We start from the raw sequence: 18,031 nt of genomic DNA, 5'->3' as shown, positions 1-18,031 counted from the left end.
TAACTACTAACAAATTACTCAATACCGTGGCTTTACCTCGCTGCCCTTTTCTCGTTATAGTCCACCATCAAAAATAATTACCGGTAAGGAAAACATGACCACTTTATATGGCATAAAGAACTGCGACACGATTAAAAAAGCCAAAGCTTGGCTTAGCGCAAACAATGTTGAATTTACTTTCCATGATTACAGAGCAGACGGCTTAGAACTAGAATGGCTGCAAAATGCAGAACAAGCCCTAGGCTGGGAACAAATGCTAAATAAACGGGGCACGACTTTCAGACAGCTTAGCGATGAGCAAAAACAGAATATCAATAAAGAATCAGCTATGTCACTCATGCTCGAGCATGTAGCCATGATAAAGCGACCAATATTGATCCATAACAATCAATATTTTATTGGCTTTAAAGCCGACCAGTATTCTGAGGTGTTTGCATGAGCCATAGCGTTATAGACCTAACCAAAAACCTTATCAACAGAAAGTCAGTAACCCCAGAAGATGCTGGATGCCAAGACTTGATGGCAAGCATATTAAAACCTTTAGGTTTTAAAATTGAAGATTTAACCTTTGCAGATACTAAAAATATTTGGGCAAGAAAAGGTACTGAATCACCTGTATTCTGTTTTGCTGGCCACACAGATGTCGTACCGTCTGGGCCTGCAGAAAACTGGCAAACCCCTCCTTTTAAAGCAACAGAAAAAGATGGATATTTACATGGTCGCGGTGCTGCCGACATGAAAGGCAGTTTAGCGGCTATGTTAGTGGCGACCGAGAACTTCGTTAAAAATAATCCAGATCATAAAGGCTCTATTGCGTTTCTTATTACAAGTGACGAAGAAGGTCCTTTTATTAACGGCACAACTAAAGTCATAGACACCTTAGAAGCCAGAAACGAAAAAATAACATGGTGCCTTGTTGGTGAGCCTTCTAGTACAAACGAGGTAGGTGATATTGTTAAGAATGGCCGACGGGGATCACTAACAGGTAATCTAGTTGTAAATGGCGTACAAGGGCACGTTGCCTACCCCCATTTAGCTAAAAATCCGATTCATGACTCTGCTTTAGCCTTTGCAGAATTAGCCAATACCCAATGGGATAATGGCAACGATTCGTTCCCTCCTACTAGCTTCCAAATTTCAAATATAAATGGGGGAACAGGAGCAGGAAACGTTATACCTGGCTCTTTAGACGTTTGCTTCAATTTTAGGTTTTCTACAGAAGTAACAGATCAGCAACTAATTGGTAAAGTGACCCACATATTAGATGCACATAAGTTAGACTATAAAATCGACTGGACATTTAATGGTCAGCCTTTTCTTACTGACTCTGGTGATTTAGTAGAAGCGACTCAGCAAGCAATAAAACATTGCACAGGTAGAGAAACAACACTATCTACCGCTGGCGGGACATCCGATGGCCGTTTTATAGCGCCAACAGGCGCACAAGTTATTGAGTTAGGGCCAGTAAATGCCACTATTCACAAAATTGACGAGTGCGTGAAAATGTCTGATTTAGAAACATTAGCTGACATTTATGAAGATATCCTACAACGGTTACTAGGGTGATCAGCAAAGCACAAATTTTAGGTAAAGAGCAAAGCCAGTTAGTCGAAATAGACAATGGCTTTTTGCTTTTACCTGATGTTGCTAAGGCATTTATGGCCCTACAACTTGCTGCTAAAAAAGACAAAGTCGACGTTCAAATTGCCAGTAGTTATCGTAGTTTCGATAGGCAAAAAACTATTTGGGAAAACAAGTGGTCTGGTAAAACCCAATTACTGGACGAACATGAGAACCCCGTTGATGGGTCTCAATTAACAGACTGGGAAAAGATACAAGTGATTTTAACCTGGTCTGCATTACCGGGGGCTAGTCGCCACCACTGGGGAACAGACTTGGATGTCTATGATAAAACCAGTATAGATGCATCTGGGCGTCGTCTAGAATTAGTATGTAGTGAATACGATAAAAACGGCCCCTGTTTTAAGCTAAATTTATGGTTAGAAAAGTACGCTGAAGATTTTGGCTTTACTCGCCCCTACTCTGAGTATAAAGGTGGCATTGCCAGAGAGCCTTGGCATCTAAGTTATAGTGCGATATCAGATGTTATTTTGCAGCAATTGGATGAAGTTACACTGCTACAGACCTTAAAAACTTCTGAGGTTTTGGGCTTTAGTTCAATCGAAACTAACATGTCACAAATATATTCTCGCTTTGTATTAAATAAAGGAAAATCATGAATATTTGGATTGTTGTAGTCATTATCACTTTGGTACTAGGCTTGATCATTGGCAATATATTGTTATTGAAACAAAGTGCAAATCAAAAATTATCAAAGCCTAGCAAAGACAACAATAAATCCTACGATAGATTTGAAGACGAGGACGACTAAGCCCTCGCCTTTTTTAGTTTCCTATTTGTCAGAATACTTCACCGCAGTACCACTGATGCTAACCATTAGCATAGTGCCACCTTTACCAACTACTTCGTAATCTATATCTATTCCAATTACAGCATTGGCGCCAATGGAGCGGGCTTCACTTTCTAATTCCTGAAAACCAATTTTACGGGCTCTTGTTAATTCATCTTCATAGGCCCCAGAACGACCACCAACAATATCTCTTATTGAAGCAAAAATATCTTTAAATAAATTAGCTCCCATCACCGCTTCACCTACAACTATTCCTAGATATTGCTCTATTTTCTTACCTTCAAGATTAGGGGTGGTTGTTACAATCATTTTATATACCTTTTGTTATTGCTTTCTGTATAAGTGCTATTCGCTGTTGCAAAACGTGATCACAATAGCCCTTAGCTGGATATTGCCCCCATATTGGCTTTGGCCAACTCATATCATCTTTATAACGCGCAATATGATGTAAATGGAGTTGTGGTACCATATTACCCAAAGCAGCGATATTCAACTTATCAGGTGTAAACAATTGTGTAATTACGCGGCTAATAAATGCAGATTCCTGCCATAGGGTTTGCTGCTGTTGCTCAGAAAGGTGTATAACCTCGCTAATATTTGCAACCATAGGCACCAAGATCAGCCATGGATAATTTGCATCATTAATTAATCTAACTGTGCACAAAGACAAGTCTGCGATAAATTCGCTATCTTTTGCTAACTGTGGATCCAATACAAAGTTTGCCACCATTCCCCCTAAATACTTGTTGGTATGACTGTTAAAACGGCCCGCTGACCAATTTCAACATTGGCGTTTGGAAAGACCACTGCCTCTCCATCATATTCAGCAAAATAAGTCTTACCAGACTCAGTTGCCAATATTTCGCCTTTGGAAAAGTCACTAAAATTAGGCACATCATCGGTAAAGTTCAACTTAAAATCAGTTTGGTGTTTATTAATAACTTGGTTAACTTCGTATATTAAAAAATCACTCTCATCATAGGCTTTCAAAGCTAGGTCCTGTGCACATATCATTTTCGTAAGTGTGGTAATGACGTCTTTAAAATTAGACATATCATTCTCGCCAAAGGCTTGTACTTTTCCAAGCTCGACAGTAAATGCATGGGCTTCAAATTCATTGGCAGAATAATAACTAAAGGTGGTAGTTGGACTACCAGATAACAAAATGGTATTCACACCACATGCTAGAAGAATTTGTAATTGTTGTTTATCCCAAGGTTTATCATGTTGGAATGGATACACTGCAAATTTTTGGTTTTTCGAAGGGCGAATAGCAGTGTGTAAGTCATAATGATATCGGCAACTTTTTGAGTCTTCTGAGCGCCCTAAATAAAACTGCTTAACTGCTTGTTCAAGCTGATGCGCCCTGCGCCTTTCTGCATTGTCACTTTGCCCTTCATTTAGGTTTTGGTGTTCGCCGCTAAATAAACGATTCATGTTTTCAATAACAAAGCGCTTAGCAATATCCATGGCAGGCAAGTTTCCGAAAATCACTAACAACCTTTGCTTAACAATGATTTTACCCAGTAATATGTCCTTTACTAATGCATCACATATCTCAATGGGTGCCGTTTCATTTCCGTGTATTCCACAAGAAAGCACTAAGTCTTTATCTGATACATTTTCAGGCTCAAAGCAAATAATGCCCTCAGCAAGAATGTGTACTTGTGTGTGCTTTAGCAAGTTAAAGTCTAAAGGCTTAGAAAATAGAGCTGGTTGGGTTCTAGATAAGGATAGAAACTCTCCATTTAGAAGTACTTGATTAATAATTTCTGACGGGTTGTAACTGCTAGGTTTTAATGTCATAGAAAAGAAGGCATTTGATGAGTTAAATAAATAACAATAATACGCTATCGGTAAAGGTAACTCGATATTTAATACGCAATCTCTTAATCAGAAGACGCTCTAAGTCTCAACTTATGGAATAGTTGAATTAAGCATCTGCTGGCGTACATAAGATGTTCCAACGGTAATATCTTTACTTGCAAGCTCTTCAAAATCACGCAATGAAATAGCCTTAGAAAACAAAAACCCTTGGCCAGCCACTACACCTAGTTCCCGCAAAATATGCAAGTGTTGAATATTCTCAATGCCTTCTGCAATGAGCTCACATTCGGCCGCTTTGGCAATAATAAGGCTGGCTTCAATTATGGCTTTATTTATAGGACTGTTATCTAAACCAAGTACAAATGATTTATCAATTTTAATGCAATCAATTTCAATATCCCGCATATACCCCAAATTTGAATAGCCTTTACCAAAGTCGTCAATGGCAATACTCACCCCTAATTTTCTGAGATCTGATAACTGTCTAGTCACTAAAACGGAGTTAGACAAGGCCACATCTTCAGTGAGCTCAATTTCTAAATGAGATAGCTTAAATTTGTACTTTTTAGCTAAATCCGAAAGCGTAGATATAAAGTTTAAATCGTATAGCTGAGTAGGTGACATATTCACAGAAAGCTTAATAGGCAAACCAACTTTAGAGAGATATACCGATGACTTTATCGACTCTTCTAAGGTCCAGTAACCTAGCTCATTCATCATATTATATGATTCTGCGGCCTCTATTAATGCGCCAGGAAACACTAATCCATCTAAAGGATGGTTCCAACGTAGTAAACATTCTGCCCCCACTATTTTAAGGGTATTGAGTTCAATCTTGGGCTGGAAGTAGATTTCAAGCTCGTTGTTATTTATTGCTCTTTTTAGATCTGCTTTTAATGTTAAAGCTCGTCCGCCCTGCTCGTTCTTTAAGTCGTGAGTATATTGAAAATTATCAAACTTATTACTTTTAGCTTGTTTTAAAGCTATCTCGGCTAACGAGAAAAACGCATTTACATTAGAGTTTTCTTTTGGGTTAGCAGTTGCACCTACATTAAAGTCAACAATAAACGCATGATTGCCATAATGAATGGGCGTTTTAAAATGCTCAATAAGGTGCATATAAAACTGATAGAGGTCACGCCTGTGGTGGATACCTGGAAGCACCATTCCAAAAATATCACCACTTATGCGACCAAAAATCACACTATCATCAAATAAAAATAGGATGCGATTAGCAATTTCGAGTAAAACCTTATCACCGAACTCATAACCAAAAATACTACTCACATCTGAAAAGCGAACAATATCAATAAGTAATAGAGACTGGTTGGTATCAAATAACAGAACCTCTTCAATATCGTTCAATAACGCATATCTGTTGGGGATTGCAGTAAGAGAATCATATGTTTTTTGCATTAAATATTGTTACTCATGTATCTCACTCTATCTAAACTTGCTCAGTTAAAAGTACTAAATTCAAATTAAGCAAACCTAGTTCATACTTGCTATTAAAGGGATACGCCTATTCCACTGAACACTTTTGTAACTTCCATATTTTATCAACATATTCTTCAATTGCTCGGTCAGAGGTAAACTTCCCCATACGTGCAGTATTAAGTATCGCCATTTTAGCCCATGTAGTTTTATCGCCATAAGCAGCGTCAACTTTAGCTTGTGCCTTAGAATAAGCGTCAAAATCGGCTAATACTTTGTAAGGGTCACCGCCAGCTAATAAACTTTGCTTTATACTTGCTAAAGCTCCTGGCTTTCCTGGGGTAAAAAAATCAGTGTCTAGCCAGTCTAAGATAGCTTTTAACTCACTATTGGTCTTGTAGTAGTCAAAGGGGTTATAACCGTTCTCATCTAAATCTCTTACCTCATCTACGGTTAACCCAAATATAAAAATGTTTTCAGTGCCAACTTCCTCGGCAATCTCAATGTTAGCGCCATCTAAGGTGCCAATGGTTAAGGCGCCATTTAAAGATAACTTCATATTTCCGGTACCAGACGCTTCTTTCCCTGCCGTTGAAATCTGCTCCGACACATCAGCTGCTGGGATAACTTTTTCAGCTAAACTTACGCGGTAGTTAGGTAAAAATATCACTTTTATCTTGTTATTGATTCTAGGGTCGTTATTAACTTTCTGTGCTACTTGATTAATTCCATAAATAATATCTTTTGCTAAGGCGTAGCCTGGAGCAGCTTTAGCGCCAAATATAAATACCCTAGGGTGCATTTTATAATCAGGGTTTTCTAACAACCTATGATATAAAGCCATGATATGTAACAAATTTAAATGCTGACGTTTGTATTCATGTAAACGCTTTATTTGCACATCAAAAATAGCCTTTGGATCGACTTTTATCGCCGTTAAATTTAGTATTTCCTTAGTAAGACTAACCTTGTTGTCATACTTGATTTTCATAAACTGCTTCTGAAACTTTTGATCCTCAGCCAAATTTGTCAATTGCTGAAGCTTATCTAAATGTAGCGGCCAATCCTCCCCAATATTTTTATCAATTAACTTAGCAAGCTTGGGATTACATACTTTCAACCAACGACGGGGAGTTATACCGTTTGTGACATTCGTTAATTTCCTTGGCCATATTTGGTGAAACTCTGGAAACAAGGACTTTTTAACAAGGGATGAATGCACTTCAGCCACGCCATTGACTGCAAAAGAGCCAATCACTGACAAATTCCCCATACACACCATTTTTTCATGGCCTTCTTCGATAACTGATAGCTTTTGTTTTTTCTTATCATCCCCCGGCCATATTTTCTCAACTTCAATCATAAAGCGGCGGTTAATCTCATAAATGATTTCTAAATGCCTAGGTAGAATTTTAGCAACCATACTTACAGGCCACTTTTCTAGGGCTTCGGGTAAAAGAGTGTGATTAGTATACGCAAAGGTATTAGTACAAATTTCCCATGCTTGCTCCCATTCTAATTTGGCTCGGTCTACTAATATTCTCATTAACTCTGGGATGGCAATGGCTGGATGAGTATCGTTAAGTTGGATGACAACCTGACTAGTAAAGCGCTTCCAGTCGTCTCCATTGGCTCGTTTGTAACGACGAATAATATCTTTTAACGAACAAGCACTAAAAAAGTATTGCTGAATTAACCTAAGCTCCTTACCAGCCTGAGTTTCATCATTTGGATATAAAACCTTTGATATAGTCTCTGCTTGCACGGTTTCTTTTTGCGCATCCACATAACCACCAGCATTGAATACATCCCAGTTAAAATAACCCGATGCTTGGCTTTGCCACAACCTAAGTATATTTACGGTTTTACCTCCGTATCCCACAATAGGAATATCCCAAGGTAACCCTTTAACAATTGAACCTGGGTGCCATTCTTTCTCTATCTTACCGTTTGCGTCGTATTTGGTTTCTACAAAACCATAAAGAGGGATCTCTTGAATGGACTCTGGGCGGCATATCTCCCATGGATTCCCATAATCTCGCCAGCTATCTGGTCGCTCAATTTGCTTACCATTTTTAATTTCTTGGCGAAATAATCCATTTTCGTAATGTAACCCATACCCTATGGCGGGGTAATCTAGGGTGGCTAAAGAATCAATAAAACAAGCTGCCAAACGCCCAAGCCCACCGTTGCCAAGGGCCATATCAGACTCTTCTTCCATGATATCAACAATGCTTATACCTAATTCTCTTAACGCCATCTCTGTAAGCTCAAATAATCCGAGGTTATGTAAATTATTTGACATTAATCTGCCCATTAAAAACTCTGCAGAAAAGTAATGAACTGCTCGGGTGTCATTTAAGTAGTGGCTCTTTTGAGTTTTGCGGACTTGTTCTAAAACTTGCTCTTGAACGGCTGCACAGGTTGCTTTCCACCAAGCATGATTATTGGCTTTGTTCTCATCAGTCCCTAATGAACAATGAAGATGGCGCACTATGGCATCTTTAATGACTTTTTTGTTGAAAGGCTTTGTTTTAATGGACTTTGGAGAATTTGATATCATTGACTACCTCATTAAAAATTTAAAAACCTTATCTTCTTGACTATGGCCAGCTTTGAAAACCAAGTTAACCATGTGCAGATAAAATTTAATGATGTAGTTTTAACAGGAATTCTGCAGAATATATATATTAAAAATATGTTAAAAATAAAAAACCGCACTTAACATAAACTGCTAAGTGCGGTTTTAATTAGTTTAAGTTGCTTACTTGTTACTAAACATTGGCAGATTTAAAAACACTTTCAACCAAGGCTTGTGCCTCTTTCACTAATAAAGCTAAGTGCTCTTCACCATTAAAGCTTTCAGCATAAATTTTGTAAATTTCTTCAGTACCTGATGGACGAGCAGCAAACCATCCATTCTCTGTACTTACCTTTACCCCACCAATTGCCGCATTATTTCCCGGCGCATGGGTTTGAATATTAGTGATAGTTTCACCGGCTAACTCTTTAGACTGAATGACACTTTTATCCATTTTACTCAAGACTTGTTTTTGAGCATGGTTGGCGGCAACATCGATTCGGGTATAAACAGGAGCCGAGAATTTCTCAGTCAGATCTTGATAATGTTCACCAGGATCTTTACCTGTTACAGCGATAATTTCAGCCGCTAATAAACATAAGATAATACCGTCTTTGTCAGTAGCCCAAGGTTTACCATTACGACGTAAGAAAATACCACCAGCACTCTCTTCACCTGCAAAGCCAATTTCGCTGCCTAACAACCCTTGTACAAACCATTTAAAGCCCACAGGCATTTCAGCAATCTCTTTACCTAACCCTTTTACAACGCGGTCAATCATGCTGCTCGATACTAGTGTTTTCCCCACCTTGATATCTTGCGGCCATTCTGAGCGGTGTTGATATAAATATTGAATTGCAACGGCCAAGTAATGATTTGGGTTCATCAAGCCACTTTTTCGAGTAACAATACCGTGGCGATCAAAGTCAGGGTCATTACCAAAGGCCACATCAAACTTATCTTTTAGATCAATCAATCCAGCCATAGCATAGGGAGAAGAACAATCCATTCTAATCTTGCCGTCTTTATCTCGGCGCATAAAACCAAACTGCTGATCAACATTGCGGTTTACAACCTCAATATTTAAACCATAAGTTTGGGCTATTCGATCCCAGTAGCCTAAGCCTGCTCCACCTAACGGGTCCGTACCTAAAACTAACCCAGCTTTTTTGATAGCTTCCATATCAATGACTTCACCCAACTGAGCAATGTACTTTTCAGCAAAATCTACCTCAGTTACATATTCCGACTGATAAGCATCACGTAAACTAATTCGTTTAACATCGACTAGGTCATTACTAATAATTTCATTCGCTCTTTGCTGAATGACATTAGTAACATCACTATCAGCGGGACCTCCATGGGGCGGATTGTATTTAAATCCTCCATCTTCTGGTGGGTTATGGGAAGGAGTAATTACCACTCCATCACCAACCAATTCAGCACCACTTGCGTTATGTTCTAAGATAGCGTGAGAAATAACGGGAGTGGGTGTATATCCTCGATTTTCTTGAACGACCAAAGATACGCCGTTTGCTGCTAATACCTCTACCGCAGTAGAAAAAGCAGCTTCTGATAATGCGTGGGTATCCATTCCCATAAATAATGGACCTGTTACCCCTTTTTCTAATCGAAACTCAGCCAAAGCCTGACAAATGGCAGCTATGTGAGTGTCGTTAAATGTGCAAAGTAACGAGCTACCTCGATGCCCTGATGTCCCAAAAGACACAGCTTGTGTGCTGTCACCTTTGGTTGGTTTATCGGTATAATAAGCACTTGTTAATTTTGCTACGTTAACTAACTGTTGCTTAGATGCGGGTTTTCCAGCTTCAGGGTGCAGAGCCATAATATTCCTTAATTTTTGTTATACATGTTCAGGTGCAAAAACTGCTATTAAACGTTCAACTTGTGATCCATCGAATCCCATAGTCTGTGCTACTTCTTTGAGCATATTAATCTTTTTAACTGTATTGTTGTTAGTGATAACCCAATACTCTGACCCAGGAACATTCTTAGGATTTGTGCTGCTCCCAGTTTCAAGTAATGTCTCTTTACTTGTTGCAAAATAGGTCCTATTGCGGCCACTCATACCTAGTACCTTACTAAATAATCCTTGGTGATGCTTATGAATAACCGATAAAACCAGTAACCAGCGCTCGACCATTTTAGGAATACTGGTAAGTTGTTGGCCTTCTAGCTCCGCAAATACTGCATCTGCTTGGCATGGGCCTGCAACGGGTTTAGGAAGGGGAGCCTGTGTAACAACAGGGCTGTCTGTTTTGGTAACACTAGATTGTGAAGGTTTAGCAACATCAGGCATAACTAGGCGTCTTAAAATATCTGAAGCGCTTTCACCAATATCTTGGGTTTGAGATGCGATGAAATGGTATAAATCATCATCTATCTGAATACTTTTCATTTAATTCTTTTTCTTAAAACAACATAGTGTTTAATTATACGTATTGGCGCGATCAATTCACCGATTAATTTAATATCATACCCAAGTATCAGTAAAATAATCTTAAAAGTCATTTGCTTAGGCTAGAATTATTTACCTAAATAAATCACGTACGACTCCCAATGACTCAGAACCAATTAACAAATGCTACCCATACAATTAGTCAAGTTCTTATAGGGAAACAAGAACAGGTAAAACTCGCGCTAACCTGTTTAGTTGCCAATGGACACTTATTAATTGAAGATCTTCCGGGCATGGGTAAAACCACCCTATCCCACGCTTTAGCAAATGTACTAGGTTTACAGTATTCACGTATCCAATTTACCTCTGATTTACTGCCTGCAGATATGTTAGGCATAAATATATTCGATAACAAAGAGCAGACATTTCAGTTTCATCCTGGTCCAGTCTTTAACCAGTTGGTGCTAGCTGATGAAATTAATCGAGCCAGTCCTAAAACTCAAAGTGCATTATTGGAGGCCATGGAAGAAGGACAAGTCAGTTTAGATGGTAGAACCCACAATTTGCCCACCCCCTTCTTTGTAATTGGTACTCAAAACCCACAACACCAATCAGGAACCTATCCATTACCGGAGTCTCAGCTAGACAGGTTTTTAATGCGCATTCAGTTGGGGTACCCGGATAAAGCAGCAGAAAAGAGCATGTTGCTTTCAAATGATGAGCTTTTAAAAGATACAATTGAGCCTATTATTTCAGTTGATGACTTTTTAAAAGCCCAACAAGAGGCAAGGTTAGTACACGCCTCAGACAATATTCTTAATTACATTTTGGCTTTAGTGACTTTTAGCCGTGAAAGTAATGAATTTGCAAATCCCTTATCCCCAAGAGCAACAAAGGCACTGTTAAGTGCCGCTAAAGCTTGGGCATATTTGGATAACCGAGATTATTTAATACCAGAAGATGTTCAAAAGGTTTTACCCGCAGTCGCAGAACACAGATTAAGAAGTGCTTCAAGCGACTTCAGTACTCACGGTAGCCTAAGTCAAATTCTCCTTGAAGCAATCGACCCTATAGCTATGTAGCGACAAAGACACTATGGCAATCATTCAAAGGCAGTTCGATAAATGGTTAGATAAACGTATTCCTGTGGCCAATCAGTACCACTTTAATCACAAGAATATTTTCATACTCCCCTCTAAATTTGGCACTCTGTTTTTAGGATTGTGTGGGCTACTATTTTTACTTGGTACTAACTATCAAAACAATTTAATGCTGTTACTCTGTTATTTCTTAGTTTCCGTATTCTTAGTTAATTTATTAACAAGCTATATCAATTTTGCAAAGATACGCATACATATGGGTAAAGCCCAAGAAGTATACGCAGGAGACAACTTTCATCTTCCCGTATGGCTCAACCCTGACAATCACTTCCCTATGGCAAATGGCTTAATTACACTTAGATTTAAAAGCCATAACAAAAAAAAGCTAAAGACCACTACTAATCATGACACTCACCTTGACAACAACAGCTTTAGCAACCCAGTTACATTGGCATTTTTATGCCAACAAAGAGGTACATTAACACTTCCTAGAATAACCGTTGAGAGCTTTTATCCATTAGGGCTTTACCGCTGTTGGACTCACATAGCTTTTCCTAAAGCGATTACTGTATTCCCTAAACCTATCCCTTGTGACATAGCGCTATTCTCCAAAGCCCAGGAGCAGTTAGAGCAGACCGAGCAAATGGATTACCAGTTATCAGGACAGAACGAGTTTTCTCATTTAAAAGCTTATCAACAAGGAGACCCATTAAACCATGTGGCATGGAAACAGCTGGCAAAAGGCCAAGGCATGATAAGTAAACAGTTTGTTTCTGAAGAAAGTCAGGTTGGCTGGCTTAGTTTAGATAAGACCATACCTAGTGTTGGTTTACCTATACACCAAAGGCAGGAAAATCGACTCAGCAAGCTTTGTTATCAGGTAATTGAACTAAGCCGAAACAACCAAACTTTTGGCTTGGATTTAAGGAGCATAACAATTCCACCAAATTCTGGCCAAGCCCACCGTTTGGCCTGTTTAACAGCCTTAGCTACATTCAGTGAAACCCTTTGATGATTAATCTTCACCACTCAAACAATGAACCTGCAGCTAAACACTCAGTGAAAAGCATCACCTTAGTGATCCTTGCTATTACCTTAGTGTTAACTAGCTTAAGTATTTATGAGTCTGTACTTAGTTGGGTAATGATTATAATCGGTTGCAGTGGTGTTATTCGCGGCGCTATATACCTTAAATACTACAAGCACCTCCCAACCATTCGTACCTTAAACTTGCTAGCTTTATTAAGTATATTGGGGTTAGTTTACTCTAGCCTTAACCAAGGAATACTGGAGATTATGGTTAATCTGCTCGTGTTAGCCTGTGCTTTAAAGCTAATGCAGGCAAGGCTAAAACGGGATGTCTATCAATTAGTTATCAGCTTGTTTTTTGTGATAGGCACTGGTTTCATTTTTAATCAATCACTTGTCTTCTACATTTTTTATTCTCTAATGAGCCTTGTATTGTTAGTTAGCCTAGCTTGCTTCCAAGCACCTAGCTTACCTATAAAACAACAGACTAAAATAGTGTTAAAACTGAGCTTACAAGCCCTTCCCATCAGTATTTTATTGTTTCTAGCACTCCCCCATTTGCCACCATTATGGCAAGTTCCTACATCTAAAAGCTTTGAAACAGGCCTTACTGATGAAATAACACCAGGAGATATAGCTCAGCTATCCCAGTCTAGTGAGCTGGCCTTTAGAGCCACATTTCAAGATAGGATCCCAGAAGCTAAAGACAGATATTGGCGAGCAATTGTACTTGAAGAGTTTGATGGAAAAACCTGGCGAACGGCTCCTTTACGTAAAACCGTAGAACAACAATTCAAACGGCAAAACAAAAGGTTTTCTCCTATTCTTGCTGGTCCTTCCACCGAATACGACATAATTGTAGAGCCAACCCACCAAAGCTGGTTATTTGCGCTAGATTTAGCTATTCCTAGGGATGCAAAATCTAAAAATAATATATGGCAAAGTTCAGATTTTCGATTAGAAAATACCAAGCCTTTATTGAGCAAACACATGTACTCAGTGCGCTCATATCCACATGCCATGGCACAGCAAAGCTTTACTCAATTTGACAAACGCCTAAACTTAACTGTCCCAGAAACTGCTAACCCAGAAACCAGAAAGTGGGTAGCAGCACAGCGAAAACGCTACCCAAAAGATGCTGACTTTATTAATGCTTTGCTTTCATACTTTACTCAAGAGCCTTTTGTTTATACTTTGCGACCAAAGTTAATGTCTGTTGATCCTATTGATACGTTTTTATTTGAGGAGCAAGCTGGTTTTTGTAGCCATTACGCCAGCGCATTGGCATTCATGTTACGTTTAGGCGATATTCCAGCTCGTGTGGTAACGGGTTACCAAGGTGGAGAGTTAACACAAAAGGGCCAGCAAGCACCCTATCTAAGTATTTACCAATACGACGCACATGCCTGGGTTGAAACTTGGACCCAGCAAACTGGGTGGAAGAGAATAGATCCTACCGCACTGGTGTCTCCCGATAGAATTGAGTTCGGCCTACAAGATGCAATGCAACAAGAGGGCAGCTTTCTTTCAGGCTCGCCTTTTTCACTTAACCATATGAAACATATCCCATGGCTTAATAAAGTAAGATTATTTTTAACTGATTTAGATTACGACTGGAGCCGTTTTGTTTTAGGGTTTGATGACAATAAACAGCATGATTTATTTAAATTAATATTAGGTAAAGTCACGCCTGATAGACTATCGATTTTAGGGCTGGGGATCTTTTCCCTCGTGGCACTAATGTTAGGCTTATTTTTCTTACCACACTGGTTAATAAAAACCTCTTCTACAACACAAAGAATATACGGATTAGCTTTAGCCGCACTTGAAAAAGCTGGGACAATACGCCCCAGTTGGCAAGCTCCCCATAGTTTTTGTCAAATAGTACAACAACAATATCCACAGCCAGTCAGCCAAGCTTTTGCTGACATCACTAAGCTCTACTTACGTTTGCAATATCAAAATGCTGCGAGTACGTCGAGCCCTGGCTTAACCACTAAGCAAGCCCACAAGTTAATGACAAAACAGCTTACCGTCCTTAAAAAAGAGTTGGCTAAGATAAAGTAGTCACTCTAGATTAACGGCATTTTAGTTACACTATTACCTTCGCTAGGACATTAATTTATGGCATAATTTGCGCCGAATTTTACTAGCTGCCTCAACGCTAGGCAGCAGACTAGCCTTAAACATCATATATAGAGAAACGACCGTGCTTACCACTGCTAATATCACAATCCAATTTGGCGAAAAGCCTTTATTTGAAAACGTATCTGCCAAATTTGGTAATGGTAATAAATACGGTTTGATCGGCGCTAATGGCTGCGGCAAATCAACCTTCATGAAAATAATTGGTGGTGATTTAGAAGCTACAGCCGGGAATGTGTCTATCGATCCAGGCGAAAGGATCGGTAAACTAAAACAAGACCAATTTGCATATGAAGAATACAGTGTCATAGATACTGTAGTTATGGGGCACAGTGAATTATGGGCTGTAAAGGCTGAGCGTGATGCTATCTATGCAAACCCTGAAATGACAGAAGCTGATGGAATAAGAGTTGCTGACCTAGAGTCTGAATTTGCAGAAATGGACGGGTATACCGCAGAGTCTAGAGCGGGAGAGCTACTAATAGGTGTTGGTATTCCTGTAGAGCAACATTTTGGTCCTATGAGTGAAATAGCCCCAGGTTGGAAATTACGGGTATTGTTGGCTCAAGTTTTGTTTTCAGACCCAGATATTATGCTTTTAGATGAACCAACTAACAACTTGGATATCAATACTATTCGATGGTTAGAAACCGTATTAAACGAACGCAACTGCACCATGATCATCATTTCACATGATAGGCACTTTCTAAACTCGGTATGTACTCACATGGCAGACATAGACTATGGCGAAATACGTCTATTCCCGGGTAACTATGATGAGTATATGACAGCCTCAACTCAAGCCCGTGAGCGTTTGTTGTCAGACAATGCCAAGAAAAAGGCTCAAATATCTGAGCTTAAAGCCTTTGTTAGCCGCTTCTCTGCTAATGCTTCAAAATCAAAACAAGCCACGTCACGAGCCAGACAGATAGATAAAATCCAACTAGATGAAGTAAAACCCTCTAGCCGTCAAAACCCCTTTATTCGTTTTGAAGAATCTAAGAAATTGCACCGCCTAGCCCTTGAGGTTGAAGGCTTAGCAAAAAGCTATGACGAAGAGCTATACAAAGATCTAGATCTCATGATTGAAGTGGGTGAACGAGTAGCTGTGATTGGCCCTAACGGTGTAGGTAAGACGACCTTACTAAAATGCTTAGTGGGTGACACTGAGCTTACCAATGGAAGTGTTAAATGGTCAGACAATGCAAATATTGGATACTATGCCCAAGATCATGCTGAGGACTTTGAAAAAGATCAAACACTAATGGATTGGATGTACCAATGGGCACAAGAAGGTGACGACGAGCAGGTTATGCGTGGCACCTTAGGACGTTTGTTATTTTCACAAAACGATATTCATAAATCGGTTAAAGTGATTTCAGGTGGAGAACAAGGTCGCATGTTATTCGGTAAATTAATGCTGCAAAAGCCTAACATACTAGTTATGGATGAGCCGACAAACCACTTGGATATGGAGTCTATAGAATCCTTAAACTTAGCATTAGAAAACTATAAAGGTACGTTAATCTTTGTGAGCCATGACCGCGAATTTGTATCGTCATTAGCTACCCGTATTATAGATATTCAACCTGACGGCATAATTGACTTTAAAGGTGACTATGAAAGTTATCTTGCTAGCCAAGGTATGTAAAACTTAGCAGGGCTCCTAATAACACTACTAAAAAAGCATCCGAAATATAGGATGCTTTTTGCTAAATACCATCAGTTTTTTTCTCGACAGACTTAAGTAACCTACTACGCATCAAAGCCAGAAAAGCAATGCCTAAAAACATCATTCCGACAGGCTCAGGAACTTCAGTAATCAACTGCAAAGGTAAAGTCTGAGTAACCGCTATGTTATCTAAAAAGTTACCTACTGAACCATAATAGGGTTCTGCAGAGGTAAAACTTAAAGTCGTCGTTAAATCCACCGCTTGGAAACTAGTAGTAAATACACTCCACTGCCCTACTTGGTGATCATCCATCAAGCCTGAGAATAAGTTAGTATCATTGTCGGCAATTAGATTAACCCAAAATGCTTCTTGATCACTGGCTCTTGCGCTATATGCAAAGCTGATATCATAAAACTCTCCCACTTCAGTCGCAAAAGTCTGAGATATAGAGTATGGCGAACGCCCTCCCCTGTGAGCGTTAAGCTCAATATGTTGACTGCCATCATAAGCAGCAACATTTTTAAAAGCATTCCAAATTTCTATATTGGAACCATTCCAGCCATCTACTGCACCTGCGTTAAACCAAGCCCAAGAATTGTCTTTTATTACAGTATCTTCAAAACTTCCATTAGAAATTAAATTTGCTGACGCTAAGGTACAAGTTGAAACGTTCATGATTAACATCACAACAAACATTCGAAACACGTGCATAGCTAATAGGCCCTAAGATTAATCCTTTTGATAGTCTTAGTATCAAGGGAAAACAACGAAGGAGCCACAAATATGGGGTATAGCTAACGATACAAGTGTATTGGATTAAGGTTTGGAGCCTAGCTGCAGCGAGTAAAAATGGGGGTGTAGATAGCAGAAAGCCATCAGACTAAGTGTCTAATGGCTTATCTTTTTTAAAAGTTAGTGGATTTGCAGTAACCAGTCTACGAAATGCCTTGCTTCAGACGTATTCGAAAAAATATTGATTTGTTGGCCTGATACGTCGGCAAACACCACTTTTTGTTTATTTACAGAAATGTTGTGCACTGGGCACTCAACACGGATCTGCGTTCCGTTATATGTATATGACATAATAAAACTCACTATAAAATGCTACGCGCATATTTAAAAATAAGCTCATTACAGTTTTGACGATAACTAAGAATTTGCATTTTACTGCACACCAGCAACGAGTCACTGAGTGCTTAATATTGAATAATTCGTCGAACAATAATTCAGCTTGTTATTGTGATTATTTAGCTTTTAGCTTAAACACCACGTTTTTAATGTTGGCTGACTGGATCAAAGAAAGACATAACATCGGAGGCTTGCATAGAGAGAGGTTAAGCAAACCTGAACATAACTTAACCCGTTTACAAACAATAAGCAATAACTTATTGG

At 39.1% G+C, this 18,031-nt stretch carries 17 protein-coding genes; 8 read left to right on the top strand and 9 right to left on the bottom strand.

Annotated features, from left to right (window positions below; all coding sequences use genetic code 11):
- Nucleotides 1-94: 94 nt before the first annotated feature.
- From ACMUMK_RS06780 to ACMUMK_RS06765, 4 genes are read left to right on the top strand one after another with little or no spacing between them, the layout of a single operon-like run.
- A complete protein-coding gene (locus ACMUMK_RS06780; RefSeq protein WP_414700382.1) occupies nucleotides 95-439 on the top strand; it encodes an ArsC family reductase in 345 nt (114 codons plus the stop codon).
- Nucleotides 436-1,566, top strand: coding sequence for a succinyl-diaminopimelate desuccinylase (gene dapE, locus ACMUMK_RS06775; protein ID WP_414700381.1), 1,131 nt, complete (start codon nucleotides 436-438; stop codon nucleotides 1,564-1,566). The genes ACMUMK_RS06780 and dapE overlap by 4 nt, the downstream gene beginning before the upstream one ends.
- Nucleotides 1,563-2,240, top strand: a complete 678-nt coding sequence (locus ACMUMK_RS06770; RefSeq protein WP_414700380.1) for a M15 family metallopeptidase — start codon at nucleotides 1,563-1,565, stop codon at nucleotides 2,238-2,240. Before dapE ends, ACMUMK_RS06770 begins: the two co-directional genes overlap by 4 nt.
- Nucleotides 2,237-2,392: a DUF2897 family protein gene (locus ACMUMK_RS06765; protein WP_414700379.1), complete on the top strand. Its 156-nt coding sequence runs from the start codon at nucleotides 2,237-2,239 to the stop codon at nucleotides 2,390-2,392. Before ACMUMK_RS06770 ends, ACMUMK_RS06765 begins: the two co-directional genes overlap by 4 nt.
- Nucleotides 2,393-2,413: 21 nt before the next feature.
- Here the strand turns inward: ACMUMK_RS06765 and ACMUMK_RS06760 are convergent, their stop codons facing one another.
- From ACMUMK_RS06760 to ACMUMK_RS06730, 7 genes are all read right to left on the bottom strand, one after another.
- Nucleotides 2,414-2,740, bottom strand: a complete 327-nt coding sequence (locus tag ACMUMK_RS06760; protein WP_414700378.1) for a heavy metal-binding domain-containing protein — start codon at nucleotides 2,738-2,740, stop codon at nucleotides 2,414-2,416.
- Between the two features lies 1 nt (nucleotide 2,741).
- Nucleotides 2,742-3,161, bottom strand: a complete 420-nt coding sequence (locus ACMUMK_RS06755) for an HIT domain-containing protein (RefSeq protein WP_414700377.1) — start codon at nucleotides 3,159-3,161, stop codon at nucleotides 2,742-2,744.
- Nucleotides 3,162-3,166: 5 nt separating this feature from the next.
- Nucleotides 3,167-4,237: a succinylglutamate desuccinylase gene (gene astE / locus ACMUMK_RS06750; protein ID WP_414700376.1), complete on the bottom strand. Its 1,071-nt coding sequence runs from the start codon at nucleotides 4,235-4,237 to the stop codon at nucleotides 3,167-3,169.
- 111 nt (nucleotides 4,238-4,348) lie between these two features.
- Nucleotides 4,349-5,674, bottom strand: a complete 1,326-nt coding sequence (locus tag ACMUMK_RS06745; protein ID WP_414700375.1) for a putative bifunctional diguanylate cyclase/phosphodiesterase — start codon at nucleotides 5,672-5,674, stop codon at nucleotides 4,349-4,351.
- 106 nt (nucleotides 5,675-5,780) lie between these two features.
- Complete coding sequence (locus ACMUMK_RS06740) at nucleotides 5,781-8,255, bottom strand: glycogen/starch/alpha-glucan phosphorylase (RefSeq protein ID WP_414700374.1); 2,475 nt, start codon at nucleotides 8,253-8,255, stop codon at nucleotides 5,781-5,783.
- Between the two features lie 211 nt (nucleotides 8,256-8,466).
- Nucleotides 8,467-10,119 (bottom strand): phosphoglucomutase (alpha-D-glucose-1,6-bisphosphate-dependent), encoded by a 1,653-nt coding sequence (pgm, locus tag ACMUMK_RS06735; RefSeq protein WP_414700373.1) that lies wholly within the window; start codon nucleotides 10,117-10,119, stop codon nucleotides 8,467-8,469.
- Nucleotides 10,120-10,137: 18 nt separating this feature from the next.
- On the bottom strand, nucleotides 10,138-10,692 hold the full coding sequence (locus tag ACMUMK_RS06730; protein ID WP_414700372.1) for a Negative modulator of initiation of replication: 555 nt from the start codon (nucleotides 10,690-10,692) through the stop codon (nucleotides 10,138-10,140).
- A 161-nt stretch (nucleotides 10,693-10,853) separates the two neighbouring features.
- On the opposite strand from ACMUMK_RS06730, the gene ACMUMK_RS06725 reads away from it, so the two are divergent.
- The 4 genes from ACMUMK_RS06725 to ACMUMK_RS06710 all read left to right on the top strand — a co-directional run bounded on the left by ACMUMK_RS06725 (nucleotide 10,854) and on the right by ACMUMK_RS06710 (nucleotide 16,617).
- Entirely contained in the window at nucleotides 10,854-11,774 is a 921-nt protein-coding gene (locus ACMUMK_RS06725; protein ID WP_414700371.1) for an AAA family ATPase, read from the top strand.
- A gap of 13 nt (nucleotides 11,775-11,787) precedes the next feature.
- A complete protein-coding gene (locus tag ACMUMK_RS06720; protein WP_414700370.1) occupies nucleotides 11,788-12,804 on the top strand; it encodes a DUF58 domain-containing protein in 1,017 nt (338 codons plus the stop codon).
- Complete coding sequence (locus ACMUMK_RS06715; protein WP_414700369.1) at nucleotides 12,804-14,888, top strand: transglutaminaseTgpA domain-containing protein; 2,085 nt, start codon at nucleotides 12,804-12,806, stop codon at nucleotides 14,886-14,888. The genes ACMUMK_RS06720 and ACMUMK_RS06715 overlap by 1 nt, the downstream gene beginning before the upstream one ends.
- Nucleotides 14,889-15,030: 142 nt before the next feature.
- Complete coding sequence (locus ACMUMK_RS06710) at nucleotides 15,031-16,617, top strand: ABC-F family ATPase (protein WP_414701375.1); 1,587 nt, start codon at nucleotides 15,031-15,033, stop codon at nucleotides 16,615-16,617.
- Nucleotides 16,618-16,678: 61 nt separating this feature from the next.
- On the opposite strand, the gene ACMUMK_RS06705 is transcribed toward ACMUMK_RS06710, so the two are convergent.
- On the bottom strand, nucleotides 16,679-17,350 hold the full coding sequence (locus ACMUMK_RS06705; RefSeq protein WP_414700368.1) for a DUF642 domain-containing protein: 672 nt from the start codon (nucleotides 17,348-17,350) through the stop codon (nucleotides 16,679-16,681).
- A 201-nt stretch (nucleotides 17,351-17,551) separates the two neighbouring features.
- Nucleotides 17,552-17,722, bottom strand: a complete 171-nt coding sequence (locus tag ACMUMK_RS06700; protein ID WP_414700367.1) for a hypothetical protein — start codon at nucleotides 17,720-17,722, stop codon at nucleotides 17,552-17,554.
- Between the last annotated feature and the right edge of the window lie 309 nt (nucleotides 17,723-18,031).

Origin of the sequence: Paraglaciecola sp. 2405UD69-4 (assembly GCF_047525415.1) — a bacterium.
Taxonomy (GTDB): domain Bacteria; phylum Pseudomonadota; class Gammaproteobacteria; order Enterobacterales; family Alteromonadaceae; genus Paraglaciecola.
This window is presented reverse-complemented; position numbering and strand designations above follow the sequence as displayed.